The sequence below is a fragment of the Moraxella oculi genome, from assembly GCF_023336735.1.
Classification (GTDB): Bacteria; Pseudomonadota; Gammaproteobacteria; order Pseudomonadales; family Moraxellaceae; genus Moraxella; species Moraxella oculi.
The window spans coordinates 1-20495 of the sequence record NZ_JAMBAQ010000002.1 but is presented as its reverse complement, the minus strand read 5'-3'; the positions used below and the strand labels follow the sequence as shown (position 1 = coordinate 20495).

The following is a 20495-nucleotide window of genomic DNA, read 5'->3' as shown; positions in this document are numbered from 1 at the left end:
CTTAATGGATGTTCAGATGGATTGAGCAATTCAATCCATCTGTGGCAATACAATCATAAACAGGATACCATATGAAACTAAAACTTACCTCACTGGCATTGGCAGTAGCATCGTCTGTCTGCATGACAGCGGCATATGCCGATGATGGCAGCGACAATAAAGACAAATTACATTATCCAAAAACTCGTGTACACCAAGACAGCTACGATCCATTTTTAAGCGGTGAATTTGGCATGTCTGCCAATACAGCGGACATCAAAAACGCACGATATGACAACACTCAAAACATTCCCGATGATGGCATTGATCACTATATCGGTGGCACGATTGTCGATAAATATCGTTGGCTAGAAGAGTATGACAACATCGATGCTTATGTCGCCAATGAGACCAGTGATGACCGCCAACGCAACATGATCGGCACTCGTTTTGAGGACGATCATCCACTTGAAGCCAGAACCACCAAATACCTACAAACCGTTCAGCCAAAAGTATCTAGTGAGGTCAATGACTGGGTCAATGCTCAAAATGCACTGTCCACAGAATATGTCAAAGACTCACCTTTCTATGAACAATTAAAACGCAACTACGAAGCCTTAAAAGGCGTCGAGCACACCATCAGTCACACCAATCGTGATGGCATCGGTGAAATCCGTTACTATCGTCATGCGGACGGCTATGATCGCATTGAGAAAATTGCACCAGACGGCACTCGTACCGAGCTGCTTAATGAAGCAAACATCTCACCAGATGGCAAGGCCGAACCAAACGGCAAAGCCGACATTCGTGGTGTCAAAGTGAGTAAAGATGGCAGCTACATCTCTTTCTTCGTCCGCTCAGGCTCTGCTGACATTGACCCAAGATATTTACATGTCATTGATACTCGCACAGGCAAGCTTGCTACGCCTGTCATCAAAAACATTAGACGAGACATCATGAAAGCCACATGGCTGGATGATGACACTTTGTTTTATGTAGGCAACTCTCCACAACTTGCCATTTATCGTCGTGATATTGGCAAAGAGCGCTTTAATGATCCTATTGAAGTCAGCTACTTACATCTCGGAGGCAGTGCAGTTACTGGTATCTCTTTTGAAGGTGATGATGATCGTTATCTAGTCATGAACGCCATAGCCTTCGGTACAAACACCGCCTTTATCAAAGATCGCAAAACAGGAGACATCTATCGCCTGCATAACCCCAAATTCTTTGATGAAGCCATTCGCTATAAAATTGCATTTAATAACAATGTCTTAGCTGAATTGGTTCACTTTGATGACAAAACTCGTGATGTTTGGCTCATCAGTGGCGAGAATAATCGCAAAGGTGAAATCATCAAAACCAACCTGGATAATCTTAAAAAACGAGAAGTTGTGGTTACCACTCCAGAAGACTTAGACTTAATGCGTGATGCCTATTATCACGAAGAGGGTGATGGCTATTTCTTGGTTACCTATCTCAAAGATGGGGTCAGCCGTCTAAAACTGGTAGATGCCACCACAGGAAAGTTCTTAAAAGATCTAACTCCGCCACAAGGTGCTGGATATATTTCTGACCTTTCTGGCAATGTTGTGGGCAAAGAGTCTGATAAAGACAAGGATAAAAACAAAGACGACGATCCAGAAGCGAATGAAAACTACATCAAATTCTCTTTTGAAAATCCCACTTTCCCTCAGACAGAATATAAGTACAGCATTGCCAAAGATGAGTATTTAGATATTCGTCGTTCCGACTTGGTGCCTTTTGATGAAACTCAATACGAAAGCAAAGTGGTATTTTATACCTCTTATGACGGCACAAAAGTTCCAATGAACATCAGCTACAAAAAAGGCATCGTCTTAGATGGCAAAAACCCAACCATACTGTATGGCTACGGTGGTTATGGCGTCATTTATGATCAAGCATTCGGCTTCCCTGCAAATACCGCTTGGCTAGAAAATGGCGGCGTATGGGCTCATGCCTTCATTCGTGGTGGTGGTGAGTACGGCGAAGAGTGGCAAAATGCCGCAAAATACACCAATCGCTTGACAGGCTATGATGATTTCGCCGCAGCAGCCGATTACCTCAACCAAGCAGGCTATGCCGATCCTGATCATCTGGGCATCATGGGTGGATCAAATGGCGGTCTTTTGGTCGGAGCAGCAATGGTTCGACATCCAGAAAAATACCGAGTAGCATTGCCACAAGTCGCAGTACTAGATCAGCTTCGTCAGGCAGATATGGGCATCACCCAATACTGGATGGAGGAGTATGGCGTGCCATCTGAAGGTCGTCATGTTTATGATGTCTTGATGAGCTATTCGCCTTATCACAACTTAAAGTCTGGCACATGCTATCCATCAACCTTGGTTCAAACATCAAAACGAGATGACCGTGTCGTACCATCGCACTCTTATAAGTTTGTGGCGAAACTTCAAGAGATTGAAAGTTGCGGTCATCCAGCATTGTTATATGCATCTGAGAACCATGGTCACAGTTCAAATATCTATGCTGAGCGTAAAAACAACGAATTGATGACGATTGCTTTTGCATTCAAAGAGCTGGGGGTTAAGAGCGTACCAAATCTTGAAAAACGCCCAACAGCAGATGAAATGAAGACGGCCAAATGGCGTGCTGAAGATGCGGCGAAAGCTGAGCGTCAAAAGCAACAAAAAGAAAAAGTCAACAAGTAAGCCATCATCATTCAAAAAGGTCTTTAGATTAACTAAAGACCTTTTTTATACCAAATCCATTTTAAAATATCACAATCCACACTACCATTACCGCACATTCAATAAACCCAAACAAAAGACATTAGCTTGGAACAATATACTCAATTAACCCCAAAATAACCCACCAACCCTTGCTGAATACCCTCAAACTTTGATAAATGACTTCCAAGCCATTTCTTAATGGTTGCCCAAGTCTGCTCAATGGCGTTTAATTCAGGTGAATAATATAGCAAGGGTAAGATGATGGGCTGAACATATGCTCACCCAACCAAGTCATCTCCACAAAAACCCATGCGACGACATGGGTTTTTTGTAGTAACAAAGAGAGGATCGCTCATTATTATCCTATTGCTGTCTTTTTAGATAATCACCAACATGGATTGGCTGAACAGTCCTACGAACAGGCCCTGATGACGAATCTGCTGATTGCTGAGAACCTTGTTGACTGATGGCACTGGCATGACCTGCTGGTGCTTGCTGTCCAGATGATTGAGGTTGTGCACTCTCGTTTAAGGTCAGCCCTGTTGCAATCACAGTTACTTGCAATTCATCACCCATCGTATCATCATACACAAAACCCCAGAAAATATCACCCTCATCTAAGTCAGCAATCTTTGAAAGCAGCCCACCGATTTCATCTGCCTCACTTAAATTCATGGATTCCTGCGTACCTTTGATACTAACAATCAATCCTTTAGCATTGTCAAGACGCAAATCATCTAGCAGCGGTGAGCGAGTTGCTTTTTCAGTGGCTTGTTTGGCACGATCATCACCACTGGCACGCCCAATACCCATCATCGCATATCCACGAGACTGCATGGCGGTGCAAACATCTTCAAAGTCCACATTGACCTGACCTGGACAACGCACGGTCTCAATAATTCCCTGGACGGCAAATAACAACACATCATCTGCTTTTTTAAAGGCGTCTGCGATGGAAATATTATTATAAACTTGGCGTAATTTTTCGTTAGGCACTGTGATGATAGAATCAACATGTTGGGACAGTTCAGCAATACCTTCTTTAGCAATCTTCGTGCGTTTACTGCCCTCAAATTTAAATGGTGTCGTTACTACCGCTACCGTTAAAAGCTGCATTTCTTTAGCAATGCGAGCAATGACAGGAGCTGCCCCTGTGCCTGTGCCACCACCCATGCCTGCGGTAATAAATACCATGTGATAGCCTGACAATAACGAGCGAATTTCTTCTTCGTTTTGCTCTGCCAACTCACGCCCTTGAGCTGGACGACCGCCCACACCTAAGCCCGCCCCGCCAAATTGAAATTTATTAGGTACTGATAAATGCTCAAGGGCTTGAGCATCAGTGTTGGTCGCCACGAATGTCACACCTGAAACATTCTGACGAACCATATGCTCAACCGCATTGCCTCCGCCACCGCCTACTCCAAAAACAATGAATTTCGCTTGTCCGTCTGTATCAAGTTGCGTGTCGTCTGACATGCTATAAGCCGACATATTTCCTCCAAATTAGTAAAAATGACTCAAAAAAGACATCAAAACCACTTTTTAACGCTCTTAGCAAATGACTGCCAAGCGTTAGAAATTTTATTCACCAGATCGCTCTGAACTGGCGAATCATCATGACCATTGCGTAAAAACTGCTCGCTATTTTGATATAGTAGTGCACCGATTGCCGTATGCAACTTATTGCCTTTGATATGGTCATTTATTAAGACAATATTATGATCCGTCAGATTTTTAGGGCAGACACTGATATGCTCATTAGTTGTCATCATACGCACAGGCATCGCCCATTTATGATTAAGGAACTTGACGATACCCTCAATCTGACAACCACCGCCCGCCAGCACCACGCCAGCACCAAGACATGATGACAAATTTTTATCGTCTAGCTGCCTGTAAATACGATCAAAAATCTCTTCATAGCGTGCTAAGATGATATTGATAAGCTGTCTTAGGCTGACTGTTTTCTCCCCACGCATAACACAAGGCAAAGTGATGAATGTCGCCTTATCACCAGGACTTGGTTGCAGCGTGCCATACTGACGCTTTGACGCTTCTGATTCAGGAACTGACACGCCCAATTCAGCAGCAATGTCGAAAGTTACTGTCTGACCACCCACATCAAAACACTCAGAAAATACCAATACCCCATCTAAAAATACACAGACCTTGGTTGTGGCTTGACCAATGTCAATAAAGCACACGCCACGCTTTTTTTCTTCTTTGGTCAGTGCATACTCTGCACCCATGATACCATCAAAGAACATTTGCCCAATTAAAATATCATTATTATGAATGACATCGGTGATTTGTCTTTCATGATTGCTTGGTAACATCACCACATGATTTAACACTTTAAGTTTATTGGCATGCATACCCAATGGGTCTTTAACATCTTGTGAATCATCATCCAAATAAAAAAGTTGAGGGCAGTGTTGCACCAGTGAATAGCCCTCTGCAAGCAACCTATCAGCAATCAATTCTTTGACTCGATACAAATCACCAGGTCGCACTGTGGTACATCCGCCAGCATGACAGAGCTGAACCTCTTGGCTATCATTCGTGCTTTTCATGAGTGATGATGCAAAAGATAGGCAAACCTCCTCAATGGCCACCCCTGCCATATCGCTGGCTTCTCTTAGCGACTTATGTATTGCACTAAGCAGATGTTCTCTGTGACCAACTCTGCCGTCAGTAAAGGCTTCATGATGTGCCAAGCCCACAGCAACAATCTTAATCTGTGGCTGTTCAGGCGTGCCAAATGGGTAGCCGACCACCGTATGAACCGCTGTCGAACTTAAATGCAAGGCTACCTGTAGCTCATCCATAATCAAAAACTCTCAATAATGATTCATGTTACGGTCATCAATCATCTAAAAAACACGCCAATAATATCGTGATATTTTAACACTAATGTTCACTTTAAAAAAGAGGGAAAAGCTAATAAAATCAAGTCTTTCGTCAAATTTTTACCAAGATTTTTAATGCTTAATGACATTAATCATCGCAATTTCCCACCCACCATCAGCATGAATGAATGATTAATGCGACTCTCTCCAAGCAACCGCAAAGCCATTTTTGTAACGCAAATCCACCGAATGGATTTTTGGCAGTTCTTTTGCCAAGCTATTTTGTAATAATAGTGCCAATGTGTATAATTTTTGGTCAGTATTCTCATGATCAACAATGACACGCAAGCCATTATCAAAACGAATCAGCCAAGTTTGACGAGCGGTTAAAGTCACATCCCAAGCTTTGATTCCAAGTGGCGAAAACCACTCGTTGATTTGACGCATTTGCTTCATGATTTTGTCAGCATCTTTTGAATGACTGCCATAAAGACGCACCAAAGATGGGTCCATCAATTCATGCTCATCAGCAGGCACAAAAACCTGTCCATTTGCATCAAGCAAATGTTGACTGCCAAAATTTGCCACCGCACGCCTTGGCACAACTGACACCACCACACCTTGTTGCCAATCACGCCTAACACTCACATCACCAACCCAAGAAAGCTGAGCAACTCTGTGATGAATGCTGGGCAGGTCAGCCAAAAAGAATTGCACATCTCCGATGGATGCTGCTACCGCTTGTAGTGATGATGCTTGAGATTGCGTCAAGTTATGATGATCAATAACGATCGGCTTGGCTGGTGAGTAATGAACCGCACGAATTCCAAAAACCCCAATCACCACAAACAGAAAAATTCCCAATATGGACAACGAACATGCCTTACTTAGGTGTTTTTTAGTGGATTTTTGATGGGTTTTCATGAGACTTCATGTTAAAGATGATAAATTTGCATATACTAACGCATTTTATGAGTAACACCAAGCAAAATTTTACACAAAAAGCCAATTTTTACATCAGCTTGCCAATTTATTTTAAGGCAGCAGGTATTTTGCATGCACCCCCAGTGTCATTATTTGTATCGTTTTGGATTAGAAAGATTACCGACATTCATTTTCTAGCACTTACCATCAGCACATTCATAACCAAAAGGCCGAAAATACACTTCTCGACCTTTTAATGAATTTCTCAACCTTAATCATCAAGTGTTTGTACCAAAATCTCTACGCACAAATCAGCAAAACCAATTCCCATTTCCTTTGCTGCCATCGGCACCAAGCTGTGGTCGGTCATGCCTGGGACAGTGTTTAGTTCCAAAAGGTACAATTTGCCATCATCGCCCTTTAAAAAATCCACCCGCCCCCAACCCTTGCCACCCACCGCTTCAAAGGCACGCTTGGCAAGCTCGCCCATTTGTGCCTCTTCATCAGCGGTCAAATCAGACGGGCACAGATAGGCGGTGTCATTACGGTTGTATTTGGCATCGTAATCATAAAATTTGCCCTTAGGGACAATTTTAATGCTTGGCAATGCCGTATCGCCAAGCAGCGACAAGGCGTATTCGCCCCCTGTGATGGCTTTTTCTGCCAAAATCTCGCCATGATATTGCTTTAAGCTCGGATACACTTTGGCAAGCTCGCCTGCCTGTTCAATCATCACCACCCCAACGCTGCTGCCTTCACTGGCAGGCTTGACAAAGAGCGGTAAACCAAAGTCTGTCTCCACCGTATCAAAATCGCTGTCATCGTGTAGCACCACATATGGCACATTGGGCAAGCCAAGTGCCTGCCACACCAAGCGACAGCGAAATTTATCCATCGCAATGGCAGATGCCAGCACGCCACAGCCTGTATAAGGCACGCCCAAGCCGTCCAGCACGCCTTGTAAACCGCCGTCTTCACCAAAAGTGCCATGCAACACATTAAATACACGGTCAAAGTTTTTAAGCTGTGTCAAATCACGCTCTTTGGGGTCAAAGTGGTGAGCGTCCACGCCTTTGGATAGCAAGGCATCAAGCACCGCCTTACCGCTTTTTAAGGATACTTCTCGCTCGGCACTAAATCCGCCACAGACTACGGCAACTTTGCCAAATTGGGTTACATCATTCATACTTTTACCTTTAAAAACAATCATTTTACCAAAAAACTAAAATAAAAATTTAAATATTTTGATATACAGATATCAAAATCAATCATTATCCAAAAGATGTTCCTTTACAGAATTTTTAATAACCACAGACAAGAAAGGTGGTACGGCATTACCAATCTGTAAATTTTTATCACTTCTTGAACCGAAAAACTGATAATTATCGGAAAAACTCTGCAACCTTGCACCTTCTCTTGTAGTTAAAGGTCGGGCAACTTTTGGGTGTATGCAACGAGAAGATGATGGCGTACTAAGATTTCTTGTAATTGTCGTACTAGGTCTATCCCACCATAATCTACAATAAGTATTAGCAAAGCCACTTTTTGGTCGCAAATACTCAGGTAAATCTGATGGGCTACCGCCATCAGGTAAAAGCTCCATTAAACGAATAAGGTTAGAGTTGTTATTTGGAGAATTATGGTCTTTTAATTGCTTTGGTGAATTTTTTCTCATTTGTGCTTGAAAAGCATTTTGTGGCTCACTTGCATATTCAAAACTTTCTTCATTACACCCTATAAAAGGCAAATCTCCAATTGCATCTGAAACGCTTAGATAGGGCAATAGATTACTTTCTAAACCGTGGGTTTTTTTAGGAAATAAAAAAGGATTATTTAGCTTTGTTCCAAATATAATAACACGCTCACGAATTTGAGGTACGCCATAATCGGCAGCATTCAACACCTGCCAGTATATAGTATACCCAAGAGATTCAAAAACTTTAATGATGGTCTGAAAAAGGCGACCTTTTTGCATTGACAAAATACCTTTCACATTCTCAAAAACAAATGCTGTCGGCTCCAATTCTTGCAGTACACGATAATACTCGTAAAATAATTTTCCACGAGGGTCATTATTATCTCTTTTTCCGATAGTGGAGTATGATTGACAAGGCGGACCACCAATTACTAAGTGAACATCTCCCTTTTTTACCCCCAAATCTTGCGATAAATCTTTGATACCAAAACTCTTGATATCTTTATTGTACACTTTGACATTGGGGTGGTTGAGCTCGTAGGCTTTTGCCATATTAGGCAATATTTCATTTGCAGCAATAATATCAAAACAGTCATCGCAGGCAAAGCCATAGCTTAGTCCACCAACACCACAAAAAAGATCAAGTACATTTATCTTATTCATAACTCTAATTCATAATATTTAGGCGGTAATTGTGTCAATTTCCAAACAAAATAGTTTTGATTGATATTAAAAACTGTTTGCCCTTCCATTTGTTGTCTTGTTACCCAATGCACACTATCATTTTCTATATCATCTAATCTAATAAAGGCAACTTGACCATTATATAAATCAAAGTGAATTAAAACAGATGATATATCTTGCTCATATTTAATATTTTTTGCTTCTCTTACTTTATGTTCTTTAATATCGTTTATATCCTGAAAACCAGACTGTATTTCAATTCTCAATACTTCATTTTTATAATTTAATTGCAAATCAGCTTTTGGCGTTCTTTTAAAAGAATGCAGGTTATCGAAATTATCATCGCCAACAAATTGTATGCTATCGCAATCAACATCAAATATATAACTTATAGCACCCAAAAAATATTTGGTTACAACAAAACCACGAAGCCAAGAAAAATAAACCTTTTCGGGTCGTCTACCTTGGTTATTAAGCTTTGCAATAATATCATTTTGTTTTATTTTTTCAAAAGAATCTAAAATATTTTTTTGACAAAAAAATTCAATATCATTAGACTTGATTTTAGGACAGACAACATTGTCAATTCTATAAAAAATATCTATCAATCTACTATTAAGTAAATCAATATAATTATAATCAATCGTTGGCGTAATATCCTTGGCATCTAAAAATTTTTTTGTATCTTGCTGGCGACTAAACCCAAGCTGGGCTCTATAAGACTTAAAATAAACAGAATCTAACATAACATCACCCCCCTAAATAAACCCCATTCTCTTTCAACTCAACACACAACTGCCCCACATTGCCTGCCCCTTGCGTGATTAGTAAATCATTCGCTTTTAGCCCTGCTTGCAATACTTGCTTGATTTGTGTTTTGTCGTCCACATTGAGCACAATGGGTTCAACTTGCCCACGCTCACGAATGGCTCGTGCCAAATCATCGCTTGTCGCCCCTTTTATCGCTTCTTCGCCCGCCCCATAGACATCAAGCAATATCAATTTATCCACTTGCGACAATACCGCCACAAAATCATTAAAACAATCTCGTGTGCGACTGTAACGGTGTGGCTGAAAAATCATTACCAAACGGCGGTCTGGATAACTTTGCCGAGCGGTGTTAATGGTCGCCGACACTTCGGTGGGGTGATGCCCATAATCATCAATCAAAAGCACATCGCCACCTTCTGCCACTGGGTAGCTACCATTATTTTCAAAACGCCTGCCCACGCCTGCAAATTTTTCCACCGCACGCCTAATCGCCTCGTCCGACACGCCTTCATCGCTTGCCATTGCAATCGCCCCAAGTGCATTATACACATTGTGTAAACCGGGGATATTTAAGGTAATCTTTAAAGGCTCCCTATCTTTTCTTAACACGGTAAAATGGGTGCGTGTGCCATCTGTCAATACATCCACCGCTTGCACATCGTTGTGCTTTTCCAAGCCATAAGTAATCACAGGTCTGGCAATGCTATCAATCATTCCAGCCAATTCTTTATCATCACCGCACACCACCGCCAAACCATAAAACGGCATATTATGCAAAAACTGAATATAGGCCTGTTTTAATTTATCAAAACTATTTTCATAAGTGTCCATATGGTCTTCGTCAATATTGGTAACAATGCACGCCATCGGTCTAAGACTCAAAAAAGACGCATCAGATTCATCGGCTTCCGCCACCAAATATCGACTACTGCCCAAAGATGCATTTTTGCCAGATGCGTTTAATTTTCCGCCAATCACATAAGTGGGGTCAAAGCCTGCTTCAGTGAGCATCATTGTCAAAAGGCTTGTGGTCGTGGTTTTGCCGTGAGCACCCGCCACCGCAATGCTATGGCGATATCGCATAAGCTCGCCCAGCATATCGGCACGACGAACCACAGGCAAACGGGCTTGTAGGGCTGATTTAATCTCTGGGTTATTTTTGTCAATGGCAGATGATACCACAATCACATCGGCGTTTTTGATATTGTCGGCATTATGCCCAATAAAAATGGTCATGCCCAATGCTTGCAATCTTTGAGTAACTTGACTTTGCTTGATGTCCGAGCCTGATACGCCATAGCCTTGATTAAATAACACTTCGGCAATGCCACACATTCCCGCCCCACCAATTCCCACAAAATGAATGTGTTTAATGCGACGCATTTCTGGGATTTGGATAAGTTGTTTGGGTAGGGGTTGTTTGGGATTAGTCATTTGTTGTTCCTTTAAAATAAAAGCGACATTTAGCCAGTTAAACGCCATAAAATTGGTTGGGTAAAATTAACAAATCATCATTCAATGTTTTGCAATTTTTTAAATCATTGTCATTTAATAATCGCAAGGCAAAATCCAATTCGCCTTGACGATGTTTTAATTCGCCAGTAACAAAATAAATGGGCTTATTCAAATTTCTTAAAAATTTTAAGAACTCACCATTGATTTTGTCATCAACCATTGTATTGCCTGCCATTCTGCTATAAATAAAAGGCTCTTTGGCAATTAAATAGTGCTTAAAATAACGACTTTTTTCAATGTCGTGAATGGCGGTATGGCTAATAAGTAAACTAACTGTTGACATTTTCATTATACTGTGCAAATAAATCAAATGCACAAATGGCATTTAATTTGAAAGACTCACTGTTTTTGACAATTTCAATTTTTTTGCCAAGCAAGTCTGATGAGTGAATTTAGCTCAATCATTTTCGTAAATTAGCGTTCGATGGCATCAAATAATAACATCATCAATTAGCTATCAATTTTAAAACTCTTGCCCAAATGGTCTTGATTAGACACACCCATTATCAACCATTCAAATTCAAGTCTTTGCACTCAAAACCGATAAGTATAAACCGCATGGTTAATGATGTCACCATTAACATTTTCATTATTGGCAATGATCCCGCAAAACTCAAATCCCAGTCGCTCAGCAACTCGTCGGCTTGGGATATTGTGCTCGCCCGCTTTAATATCCACCACTTCCATGCCGTAGGTATTTTTCGCAATATCCATGATGGCACGCACCGCAAGACTCATGATGCCACGCCCTTGATAATCTTGGCGTAGCCAATAGCCGATTTCCGCCTTTTTTAGATGATGATAAATATTATTTAAGCTCACCGCACCAATAATTTTATCTTCATAAATAACATGGGTGTGAATGGCTTTATTCTCAGCATATTGATGTAGAGCAAATTTGACAAATTCACAATAGCTATTTTCGCTAAAGTCATTCGCCCATGGTAGCCATTCACCCAAGTAGTCTTTTTGCACATTAACAATGTCATTCATTTGACTGGCAAATGATGAATGCACCAAGGCCAGGTTTAATGTGTCGTTGATTTTATGGTGAAACATTTTTATTACCTCATTACAAGACCATCAAAACTATTTTTTAACCGCACTCTCCACAATATCCGCCACTTGTTCAGCTGCCTTTGGATTTGCCATTGAATGGGCTTTTTGTGCCATTGCCAAACATTGTTCACGGGTCAAATCACCCAGAATCTGTGCCAATTTCTCCCCTGATAGCTCACTTTGAGGTAATAAAATCCCCGCTCCCTTATCGGTTAAGGACTTGGCATTAAAGGTTTGATGGTCATCTACCGCAGTCGGTAAAGGGATAAAAATCGCCGCCACACCAGCATTGCCAATCTCAGTAACGGTCAACGCTCCAGCACGACACACCACCACATCCGCCCAAGCATAAGCGGCCGCCATATCGTCAATAAAGGCAAGCGGTTGTACGGTATGCCTATTCATATCAATGCCTGCTTGTGAGTAGGCAACCAGCATTTCATCAAAGTTATCCTTGCCGCATTGATGCTTGATGGATAAGGGTTTATTGCTCAGTTTTAATAAGTTCACAATGGCAGTGTTGATTGCTTTTGCACCAAGCGAACCACCCACCACCAACACCTTTAATGGAGAGACATCATGACACTCATAACGAGAAGCAGGCGGTTCAATATTCGCAATGCTTGTACGCACGGGATTACCCACTGTCATCAAGCGTTCTTTATGCGTATGGACAAACGCCCCATCAAATGCTTGCAAGATCACATCAGCATGACGAGCCAAATTCTTATTACTCATACCAACAATGGCATTTTGCTCATGAATGATGAGTGGCTTTTTGGCAAGTTTTGCTGCCAGTCCCCCTGGTGCTGTTACATAACCACCAAAACCTACCACGACATCAATCCGTTCGTTTGCAATGACCTTGCGAGCATCGATGACCGATTTTAAAAGCATGAAAGGCAGTTTTATCATGCGTGCCAAACCCTTACCTCTCAAACCTTGCATTTGAATGTGGTGCATGGCATACCCATGCTTAGCAACCAAATCATTTTCCATGCCATTTGGCGTCCCAAGCCAATGTATCGCCGCACCTCTTTTGGTCAGCTCATCTGCAACCGCCAAAGCAGGAAAGACATGCCCACCTGTCCCTGCCGCCATCATCAACACATTCATATTTTATCCCTCACACATTGCTATCAACTGGCAAAAAAACCAGTCAATACAATATTTTGAAATAAATTTTAAATAATTACAAGAAAAATTTATACACCTTACAAAAATCCATCAAACATTCGCCATCAAGAAATCTATCGAAGAGATTTTTTAAAACATTTTTTACAACTTGATAAATGTTTTAAAATAAAAAAGAGTGGAAAATCCACTCTTAATCACTCTGTCAGTACCGTTATTACTAAGCAAACGACTCAGCCAATATCACACCACCATCTTTTTTGGTAATCACTACGGTAGCCGAACGGGGTGTCTTGCCACCCTTGACTGCACCAAACCTACCTTCTGGATGCTGAATATTAATCAGCAATGCTTTACAATCTGGTGTCATGGTGATTCCTGTTACCTCACAGCCTTTTGGACCAACAAAAAAGCGTTTTAGTGTGTCAGGCGTGGTAAATGCACCCATGTGAGTGGTCATGCCCGCACTGGTGGTGATCATTGTGCCATCACCGACCTTATTCGGTAAGGCTGCCAATAGCATACAATTGGTTGTGTCCGTATATGCCCCATCATCAGTCTGAATCCACAGCACACCCCTTGGATCAAAGAACAGGCCATCTGGAGCTGACAAATCATTTTCAGCAGTCAACCCAGACAGATTTTCTTCATCCTTATCATGCGGTGCTGCAAACAGATAAATATCCCAAACAAATTGATTACCTGCTTGACCTTGACGCTCAGCAAAGCGAATGATATGACCATGCTTATTACCCTTACCATCATAACTTCTAGGATTAGCCGCATTGACATCTTCTTGTTTACGCTTTGAATTATTGGTGAGTGTTACATAAACTTCTTGAGTAACTGGACTGACCGACACCCACTCTGGTCTGTCCATTTTGGTTGCCCCCACTTTGTCAGCTGCCATACGCGCAAAAATGGCAATCTCAGCATCATCTTTAAAATCCGATAAAAGTGGATTTTGCTTAGACAGCTCTCGCCACTCCCCCGTGCCATTTTCATGAAAGACTGCCGCATATAGCGTACCTTTGTCTAAATATTTATCACCAGCTGATAACCCCTTACCAATATCAGCGTTTGACCATTTCGCTTGTGAGACAAATTTGTAAATGTACTCACCTCTTGCATCATCTCCCATATAAAACACAAGGGGTTCGTTCTCCACAGGTGGTGCAAATGCACAATTTTCGTGTGCAAATCGCCCAAGACTGGTGCGTTTGACAGCTTGTGAACTGGGTGAAAAAGGATCGATTTCAGTAATGTAGCCAAAAGTATTGAAAGTATTGCGATGGTCATCAGTAGCAAGGATTGATGATTGTTGAGCGGTCACATCCCAATGGTCAAACTCACCTTGATGACCATCTGCAGGTGTGTGCCATGAATAAGAAGAATCGCCAATCTTATTTTCTTTCAGTCCATAACGAGCAGCACGCTTATCATTATCATCGCCAATGATGTGTTTGTCCGCACCACGAGCAAATACATTTAAAAAGTTCTCTTCGGTCGTCAAATAAGTTCCCCATGGCGACAGCCCTGCACCGCACTGATTGTTAATACCAACGCTACTAAGGCCTTTGGGATCTATTTTAGTTTTGACAAAGTCATGACCCTTGGCCACACCTGATAATCTTGTTGGCGTTCCACTGGTATAACGCTTGTTGAATGGAGAATTCTTAACAAGCTCATAACCTGTTGGCGTGCGTTTTAGTTCCACCACCGACACACCATGAGCATGGATCTCACGGCGAACATCAGACGCCAATCGTCTTTTTTGGTAAATTTTCGGTGCCGCTGGATCATCAATGGTGTAATTTTCAATAGGATTTAAGTTGGGATTGGTGTATTCGTGGTTCATCGCCAACAGTCCACGCTCCGAAACTTCTGGGGCGTATCTGCCATCTTTTAGACCAAAAAACCACATGCCATCATGATTATCACCCATGCGATACTTAAAAGACTCACCCAATACCATGCGATCATCTGTCCACTCACCAACACCGTCCACAATCGGCGTACCCATAGGCAAGATCATCTCAGCACGATAACCGTCAGCAACCAACATATCTTCGCCCATATGGTGAGGCACGGCGGAAAACTTCAGTTTCGATGGTCTTTTTAAATGCTCTTTTATGGCATCTGGTTGTGCAAGGGCAGACAGAGAAAGCCCACCAAAGAAAGCTGAAGTCATCAAACCAGCACCGCCCTTTAAAATTGAACGCCTACTGACCAACAAATCAGCAAATTCTGGATTATTAGTTGGATTAGAATCTTCGACAATTTCGTCGTGATCATGGATGTGGATTTCATCGTTGTATGATGGCATGGCGTACTCCAAAGCTAGACAAATCAAATACATGCATAGCTTAGGGGTTTTTTATGACAATTTGATGAACGCCGATGAATTTTAAAGATTTGATGACGATAAAACCAACCAAGACCCTCAACACCACTTTATATCCCAATGTTGTGACACAACAGCATGCCACAACAAAATCAAATTTCGACGATCACAAAAAGCCATCACGACATCAATTTGTCTTTTTAAAGCAATAGACGATCCTTACATCGCCAAAGACCACGCATCATCAATTTTGCCATCAAAATCGCATCAAGAATATAACAAAGACAGGCAGCATCCCATACTCTGGTACTGAGTAATTGATGCAATGAAGCTTATAATAGCCCACACCATCAAGATTATGAAGCCATGCTTTAAGCTTTGATGGCTTTTATAAAAGCAAAATTCTTACCCATTATTTTTTAAGTAAACTTAATAAATTCTCAAGGTATTCAATAAAATCAACGGCAATCTGTGTGCCACATTGTTCATCAATTTCACGCACACAAGTCGGAGAGGTAACATTGATTTCAGTGATTTTTGCACCAATCAAATCAAGACCCACAAAATACAACCCCTTTTCAAGCAATGTAGGGGCCACTTGCTGTGCAACCGCCATTTCTGCATCACTCAATGGCATCGCCACGCCAAGACCGCCCGCCGCCAAATTACCACGCGTCTCACCATCTTGCGGTATGCGAGCCAAACAGTAAGGCACGACTTTACCACCAACAATCAGCACGCGTTTATCGCCATCTTGAATTTCAGGAAGGTATTTTTGAGCCATGATTGGCACTGACTGCATTTTTGTCAGCATTTCTATGGTCGCACCAATATTTGAACCATTAGCAGTTAGACGAAAAACACCCATTCCCCCCATACCATCAAGTGGCTTAACAATCACATCGTCATGCTCTTGAATAAAAGCACGAATGTGTGATTGTTTGCTCGTAACAATGGTTGGACTCATCAATTCACTAAATTGTGTGGCAAATAGCTTTTCATTGCAAGCACGCACCGATTTTGGATCATTGACCACCAACACCCCTGCCCTTTTAGCATAATCAAGCAGATGTAACGCATATAAAAAATTCATATCAAATGGCGGATCTTTACGCATTAAGATCACATCGAATGTTGTGGCTTTAGTGGTGTTTTTCTCACCCAGTTGATAAAAATATGTAGGATTTTTAAAGACCTGCAAGGGTTGAGCATCAATCATTAAAGTACCCTGATTTAGCCACAAATCCTCAATTTGGCAGTAATTAAGCCCATGTCCTTTATCACTGATTGCCCAAGCCATCGCCAGTGAAGTATCTTTTTTATAATTGATGGTTGCGATGTCATCCATGATGATTAAAAAATTAAGCTTATTCATGCCGTCCTATACTCCGTATTGCTCACGATACGCCAGCATTTTTGGCAAATGTGAAGTCTCGCCCTCATTTTTTAAGAATGCAATGATGTCATCAATATCGACCAGACCATGAACAGGCACTCCAAAATCTTCTTGAATCTGTTGCACTGCTGAACGCTCATCTTGACCTTTTTCTTTACGATCAAGAGCGATGACAATGCCAGCAAGCTTGGCACCAGAATTCTCCAAAATTGCCACCACCTCTCGAACAGCAGTGCCTGCTGTCATGACATCATCAATCACCCACACTGATTTGCCATTCAAATCAGCCCCCACCAAAGAACCACCCTCGCCGTGTGTTTTCACTTCCTTGCGATTATAACCCCAAGCAACATCAATACCATGAATCTGCCAAAGCGTCTGTGCCGTTGTTGCCACAAATGGTATGCCTTTATAAGCTGCTCCAAAAATCGTAGGGGCTGGTACATCTTTTAAAAACTGCGACAGCACTTGGGCATAGCCTTTTGACAACATATCCAAAGCGCGACCACCAGACAATAGTCCAGCATTAAAAAAATAAGGGCTCACACGACCAGATTTTAGGGTAAATTCACCAAACTTCAATACTTGATATTCTAGCAATAATTTAATAAATTCATTTTTATCAAAAATCATGACTCTCTCCCATCATTGTCAAAATCTGAATGAAACAACATTTTACTGTCTTTTTCAATAATTTCCAACTTTATTTAATTGACATCACCACTCAAAAGTAATAAAAAACGCACCCTTTGGTGCGTTTTTGAAAAAAACAAAATCATGCCTTAACAGCGGCTTGTGCAGCAGCAACTTCAGCAGCAAAATCTTCCTGCTTTTTCTCAATGCCCTCACCAACTTCCAAACGCTTGAAGCTTAGCACAGTAGCATTCTCAGCCTTTAACACATCACCAACTTTTTTATCATTGTCAATGACATAAGGCTGATTAACCAAAGTTACTTCGTTTAGGTACTTTTGGATACCACCCGTGATCATTTTTTCAATCACAGCTTCTGGCTTGCCAGATTCTTTTGCCTTAGCTTCAATAATGTCTTTTTCACGAGCTAAGATATCAGCAGGCACACTATCTTCATTTACAGCTAATGGGTTGAATGCTGCAACTTGCATCGCAACAGATTTACCAAGCTCTTCTGAACCACCTTCCATTGATACCACAACACCGATGCGCAAACCATGACGATAAGCAGCAAGATTGGCACCTTCGATGATTTCAGCACGACGAATCTGAATATTTTCACCGATTTTTTGAACCAAAGCAACACGAGCCTCTTCAACACTTTGACCATCACCATAAGGCAATGCAGAGATGGTTTCTACATTGGTTGTGTTGTTTGCTAATGCAAGATCAGCAACTTTATTAGCAAATGCGGTGAAGTTTTCATCTTTTGCAACAAAGTCAGTTTGACAGTTAACTTCCAATAGCAATGCCTTACCAGAATCTTGAGCAATAATGATTGCACCATCAGCAGCGATGTTACCTGCTTTTTTAGCAGCTTTTGCTTGACCTGATTTGCGCAAGTTATCAATCGCAAGTTCGATATCACCACCAGCTTCTTCCAGTGCTTTTTTACATTCCATCATGCCAAGACCAGTACGGTCACGAAGTTCTTTAACGGTTTTTGCAGATACTTGAGACATAATTACAGCCTTTTCTTAATTGAATCTTTTTGAAAATAGACTCATCAGTGAATAATGAGTCTAAAATTTTTGCCAAATTAGTAGTTATTCACTACTTGACCTGCTTGGTCAACTTTATCTTCAACTTCCGCTGTGGCATTCTCACGATTGGCAGCTTTATCGTCATCCAATTCAGATTTACCAGCTTGAGTCTTCGCATACTCCTTACCAGCAATGATGGCATCTGCCATGGCAGTTGCATAAAGACTAACGGCACGAATCGCATCATCGTTAGCGGCGATGACATAATCAACATTGTCAGGGTTTGAGTTGGTATCAACAATACCGATGACAGGAATGCCTAAATTCTTTGCTTCTTTGATAGCAATCGCTTCATGATCCACATCAATCACAAACAGTGCATCTGGCAAACCGCCCATTTCCTTAATACCACCCAAGGCACGCTCCAACTTTTCCATGTCTCGAGTACGCTCTAGTGCTTCACGCTTGGTAAGTTTAGCAAAAGTACCATCTTCGGCTTGCTTTTCTAACTCTTTTAAACGAGTGATTGATTGACGAATGGTCTTCCAGTTAGTCAAAGTACCACCCAACCAACGATGATCGATATAAGGCATGCCCGCACGCTGTGCTTGTTCACGAATCACGCCACTGGCCGCACGCTTAGTGCCAACGAATAAGATTTTATTGCGGTTAGCAGCTTGCTGATTGGCGAATGTCAACGCTTCATTGAATTGTTTAACAGTATGCTCAAGATTAATGATGTGAATGCGATTTCGAGCACCAAAAATGTATTGGTTCATTTTTGGATTCCAAAAACGAGTTTGATGACCAAAATGAGCACCTGCTTCTAGCAAATCACGCATTGAGATTTGAGTTGGGTTTTTTTCTGACATAAAATTTCCTAAAAATAAGTTGGGTTACGCCTCCACAAAAGTAAAAATAGCAAATTCAAAGGCACGCATCTGCCGAACAGCAGATTAATCAAACCTTCAAACACCCTGCCATCTTTTTCACATAGCTTTTGTGTGTGTAGTGTTGATAAAAAAATACGCCTATTAAAAATAGACGCATTATTGTACCAAATAAAGAATGAAAAAGCAATTAGATTATCTGCTTTACGCTGCACCACATCCTTGCGTCCGCAAATCTTCATCAACATCGGTTGTACAAGCCCAAACGCCTTTATCATCACGCTTCCAAGTAATTTTCTTGCCATGTAAAGACCGAGCAGCATCGCCACCCAAGGTTGCTTCAATAGTTGATGTTTCACCTAAAGTAACAATCAGACCAGATTGTCCAGTTGCAGGATTGTTCTCAGTAGCAGCTGGGGCAGAGCCACTGTCTTGCAACAAATTACTCTTTGACCAGCCTAACTGGCACTTAGTGCCACTACTTCCTTGCATCAAGCAAATATCTATCGTACTTCTAAGCTGGCTTGTCTCCATTGTTACACGAGTAACCTGAGCGATTGCCGTTCGACTTTGGAACTGCGGAATGGCAAACATCGCAAGAACCCCAATGATGACAATAACTATCAATAGCTCAATTAAGGTAAAACCTTTCTGAGTAATCATAAATAAAACCCTTAAAACAAACAAATTAGAATCAATTATGCCACTTTTTTACAATATTATCAATATATTTATATATATGTAACCCCACTAAAAAAACAATACCCCCTCCATCATCTGATGAAGGGGGTAATCAAATAAGGTGCTGACGATGACCTACTCTCACATGGGCGAACCACACTACCATCGGCGCTAAGACGTT

At 41.5% G+C, this 20495-nt stretch carries 18 protein-coding genes; 1 reads left to right on the top strand and 17 read right to left on the bottom strand.

The genetic code is table 11. The features are described from left to right. Positions 1-71 precede the first annotated feature (71 nt). Positions 72-2672: a prolyl oligopeptidase family serine peptidase gene (locus M2R47_RS01290; protein ID WP_249097833.1), complete on the top strand. Its 2601-nt coding sequence runs from the start codon at positions 72-74 to the stop codon at positions 2670-2672. Between the two features lie 140 nt (positions 2673-2812). On the opposite strand, the gene M2R47_RS09455 is transcribed toward M2R47_RS01290, so the two are convergent. The 17 genes from M2R47_RS09455 to M2R47_RS01210 form a co-directional block, all read right to left on the bottom strand. Continuing rightward, positions 2813-2944, bottom strand: a complete 132-nt coding sequence (locus tag M2R47_RS09455; RefSeq protein ID WP_283162883.1) for a hypothetical protein — start codon at positions 2942-2944, stop codon at positions 2813-2815. A 112-nt stretch (positions 2945-3056) separates the two neighbouring features. Beyond that, complete coding sequence (ftsZ, locus tag M2R47_RS01285) at positions 3057-4187, bottom strand: cell division protein FtsZ (protein WP_249097831.1); 1131 nt, start codon at positions 4185-4187, stop codon at positions 3057-3059. Between the two features lie 38 nt (positions 4188-4225). Continuing rightward, positions 4226-5524: a cell division protein FtsA gene (gene ftsA / locus M2R47_RS01280; protein WP_249097829.1), complete on the bottom strand. Its 1299-nt coding sequence runs from the start codon at positions 5522-5524 to the stop codon at positions 4226-4228. Positions 5525-5737: 213 nt separating this feature from the next. After that, positions 5738-6469, bottom strand: a complete 732-nt coding sequence (locus M2R47_RS01275; protein WP_249097827.1) for a cell division protein FtsQ/DivIB — start codon at positions 6467-6469, stop codon at positions 5738-5740. Positions 6470-6740: 271 nt separating this feature from the next. Then, on the bottom strand, positions 6741-7655 hold the full coding sequence (locus M2R47_RS01270) for a D-alanine--D-alanine ligase (protein ID WP_249097826.1): 915 nt from the start codon (positions 7653-7655) through the stop codon (positions 6741-6743). Between the two features lie 78 nt (positions 7656-7733). Further along, the gene (locus tag M2R47_RS01265; protein ID WP_249097823.1) at positions 7734-8828 is read right to left on the bottom strand and encodes a DNA cytosine methyltransferase; all 1095 of its coding nucleotides are present in this window, start codon (positions 8826-8828) and stop codon (positions 7734-7736) included. Continuing rightward, complete coding sequence (locus tag M2R47_RS01260) at positions 8825-9595, bottom strand: hypothetical protein (protein WP_249097820.1); 771 nt, start codon at positions 9593-9595, stop codon at positions 8825-8827. The genes M2R47_RS01265 and M2R47_RS01260 overlap by 4 nt, the downstream gene beginning before the upstream one ends. A gap of 4 nt (positions 9596-9599) precedes the next feature. Further along, positions 9600-11054 carry a UDP-N-acetylmuramate--L-alanine ligase gene (gene murC / locus M2R47_RS01255; protein ID WP_249097817.1) on the bottom strand — a complete coding sequence of 485 codons (1455 nt, stop codon included), beginning with the start codon at positions 11052-11054 and terminating at the stop codon, positions 9600-9602. A 37-nt stretch (positions 11055-11091) separates the two neighbouring features. Next, positions 11092-11418 (bottom strand): hypothetical protein, encoded by a 327-nt coding sequence (locus tag M2R47_RS01250; RefSeq protein ID WP_249097814.1) that lies wholly within the window; start codon positions 11416-11418, stop codon positions 11092-11094. Positions 11419-11669: 251 nt separating this feature from the next. After that, positions 11670-12194: a GNAT family N-acetyltransferase gene (locus tag M2R47_RS01245; RefSeq protein ID WP_249097812.1), complete on the bottom strand. Its 525-nt coding sequence runs from the start codon at positions 12192-12194 to the stop codon at positions 11670-11672. A 30-nt stretch (positions 12195-12224) separates the two neighbouring features. Then, entirely contained in the window at positions 12225-13310 is a 1086-nt protein-coding gene (gene murG / locus M2R47_RS01240) for an undecaprenyldiphospho-muramoylpentapeptide beta-N-acetylglucosaminyltransferase (protein WP_249097810.1), read from the bottom strand. A gap of 238 nt (positions 13311-13548) precedes the next feature. After that, a complete protein-coding gene (locus tag M2R47_RS01235) occupies positions 13549-15654 on the bottom strand; it encodes a PhoX family protein (RefSeq protein WP_249097808.1) in 2106 nt (701 codons plus the stop codon). A 430-nt stretch (positions 15655-16084) separates the two neighbouring features. After that, on the bottom strand, positions 16085-17047 hold the full coding sequence (gene gshB, locus M2R47_RS01230) for a glutathione synthase (RefSeq protein WP_249097806.1): 963 nt from the start codon (positions 17045-17047) through the stop codon (positions 16085-16087). 6 nt (positions 17048-17053) lie between these two features. Then, positions 17054-17701, bottom strand: coding sequence for an orotate phosphoribosyltransferase (gene pyrE / locus M2R47_RS01225; RefSeq protein ID WP_249097803.1), 648 nt, complete (start codon positions 17699-17701; stop codon positions 17054-17056). Positions 17702-17843: 142 nt separating this feature from the next. After that, positions 17844-18722, bottom strand: a complete 879-nt coding sequence (gene tsf / locus M2R47_RS01220) for a translation elongation factor Ts (protein WP_249097802.1) — start codon at positions 18720-18722, stop codon at positions 17844-17846. A 77-nt stretch (positions 18723-18799) separates the two neighbouring features. Then, on the bottom strand, positions 18800-19615 hold the full coding sequence (gene rpsB / locus M2R47_RS01215) for a 30S ribosomal protein S2 (protein ID WP_249097799.1): 816 nt from the start codon (positions 19613-19615) through the stop codon (positions 18800-18802). 222 nt (positions 19616-19837) lie between these two features. Further along, a complete protein-coding gene (locus tag M2R47_RS01210) occupies positions 19838-20296 on the bottom strand; it encodes a pilin (protein ID WP_249097796.1) in 459 nt (152 codons plus the stop codon). Between the last annotated feature and the right edge of the window lie 199 nt (positions 20297-20495).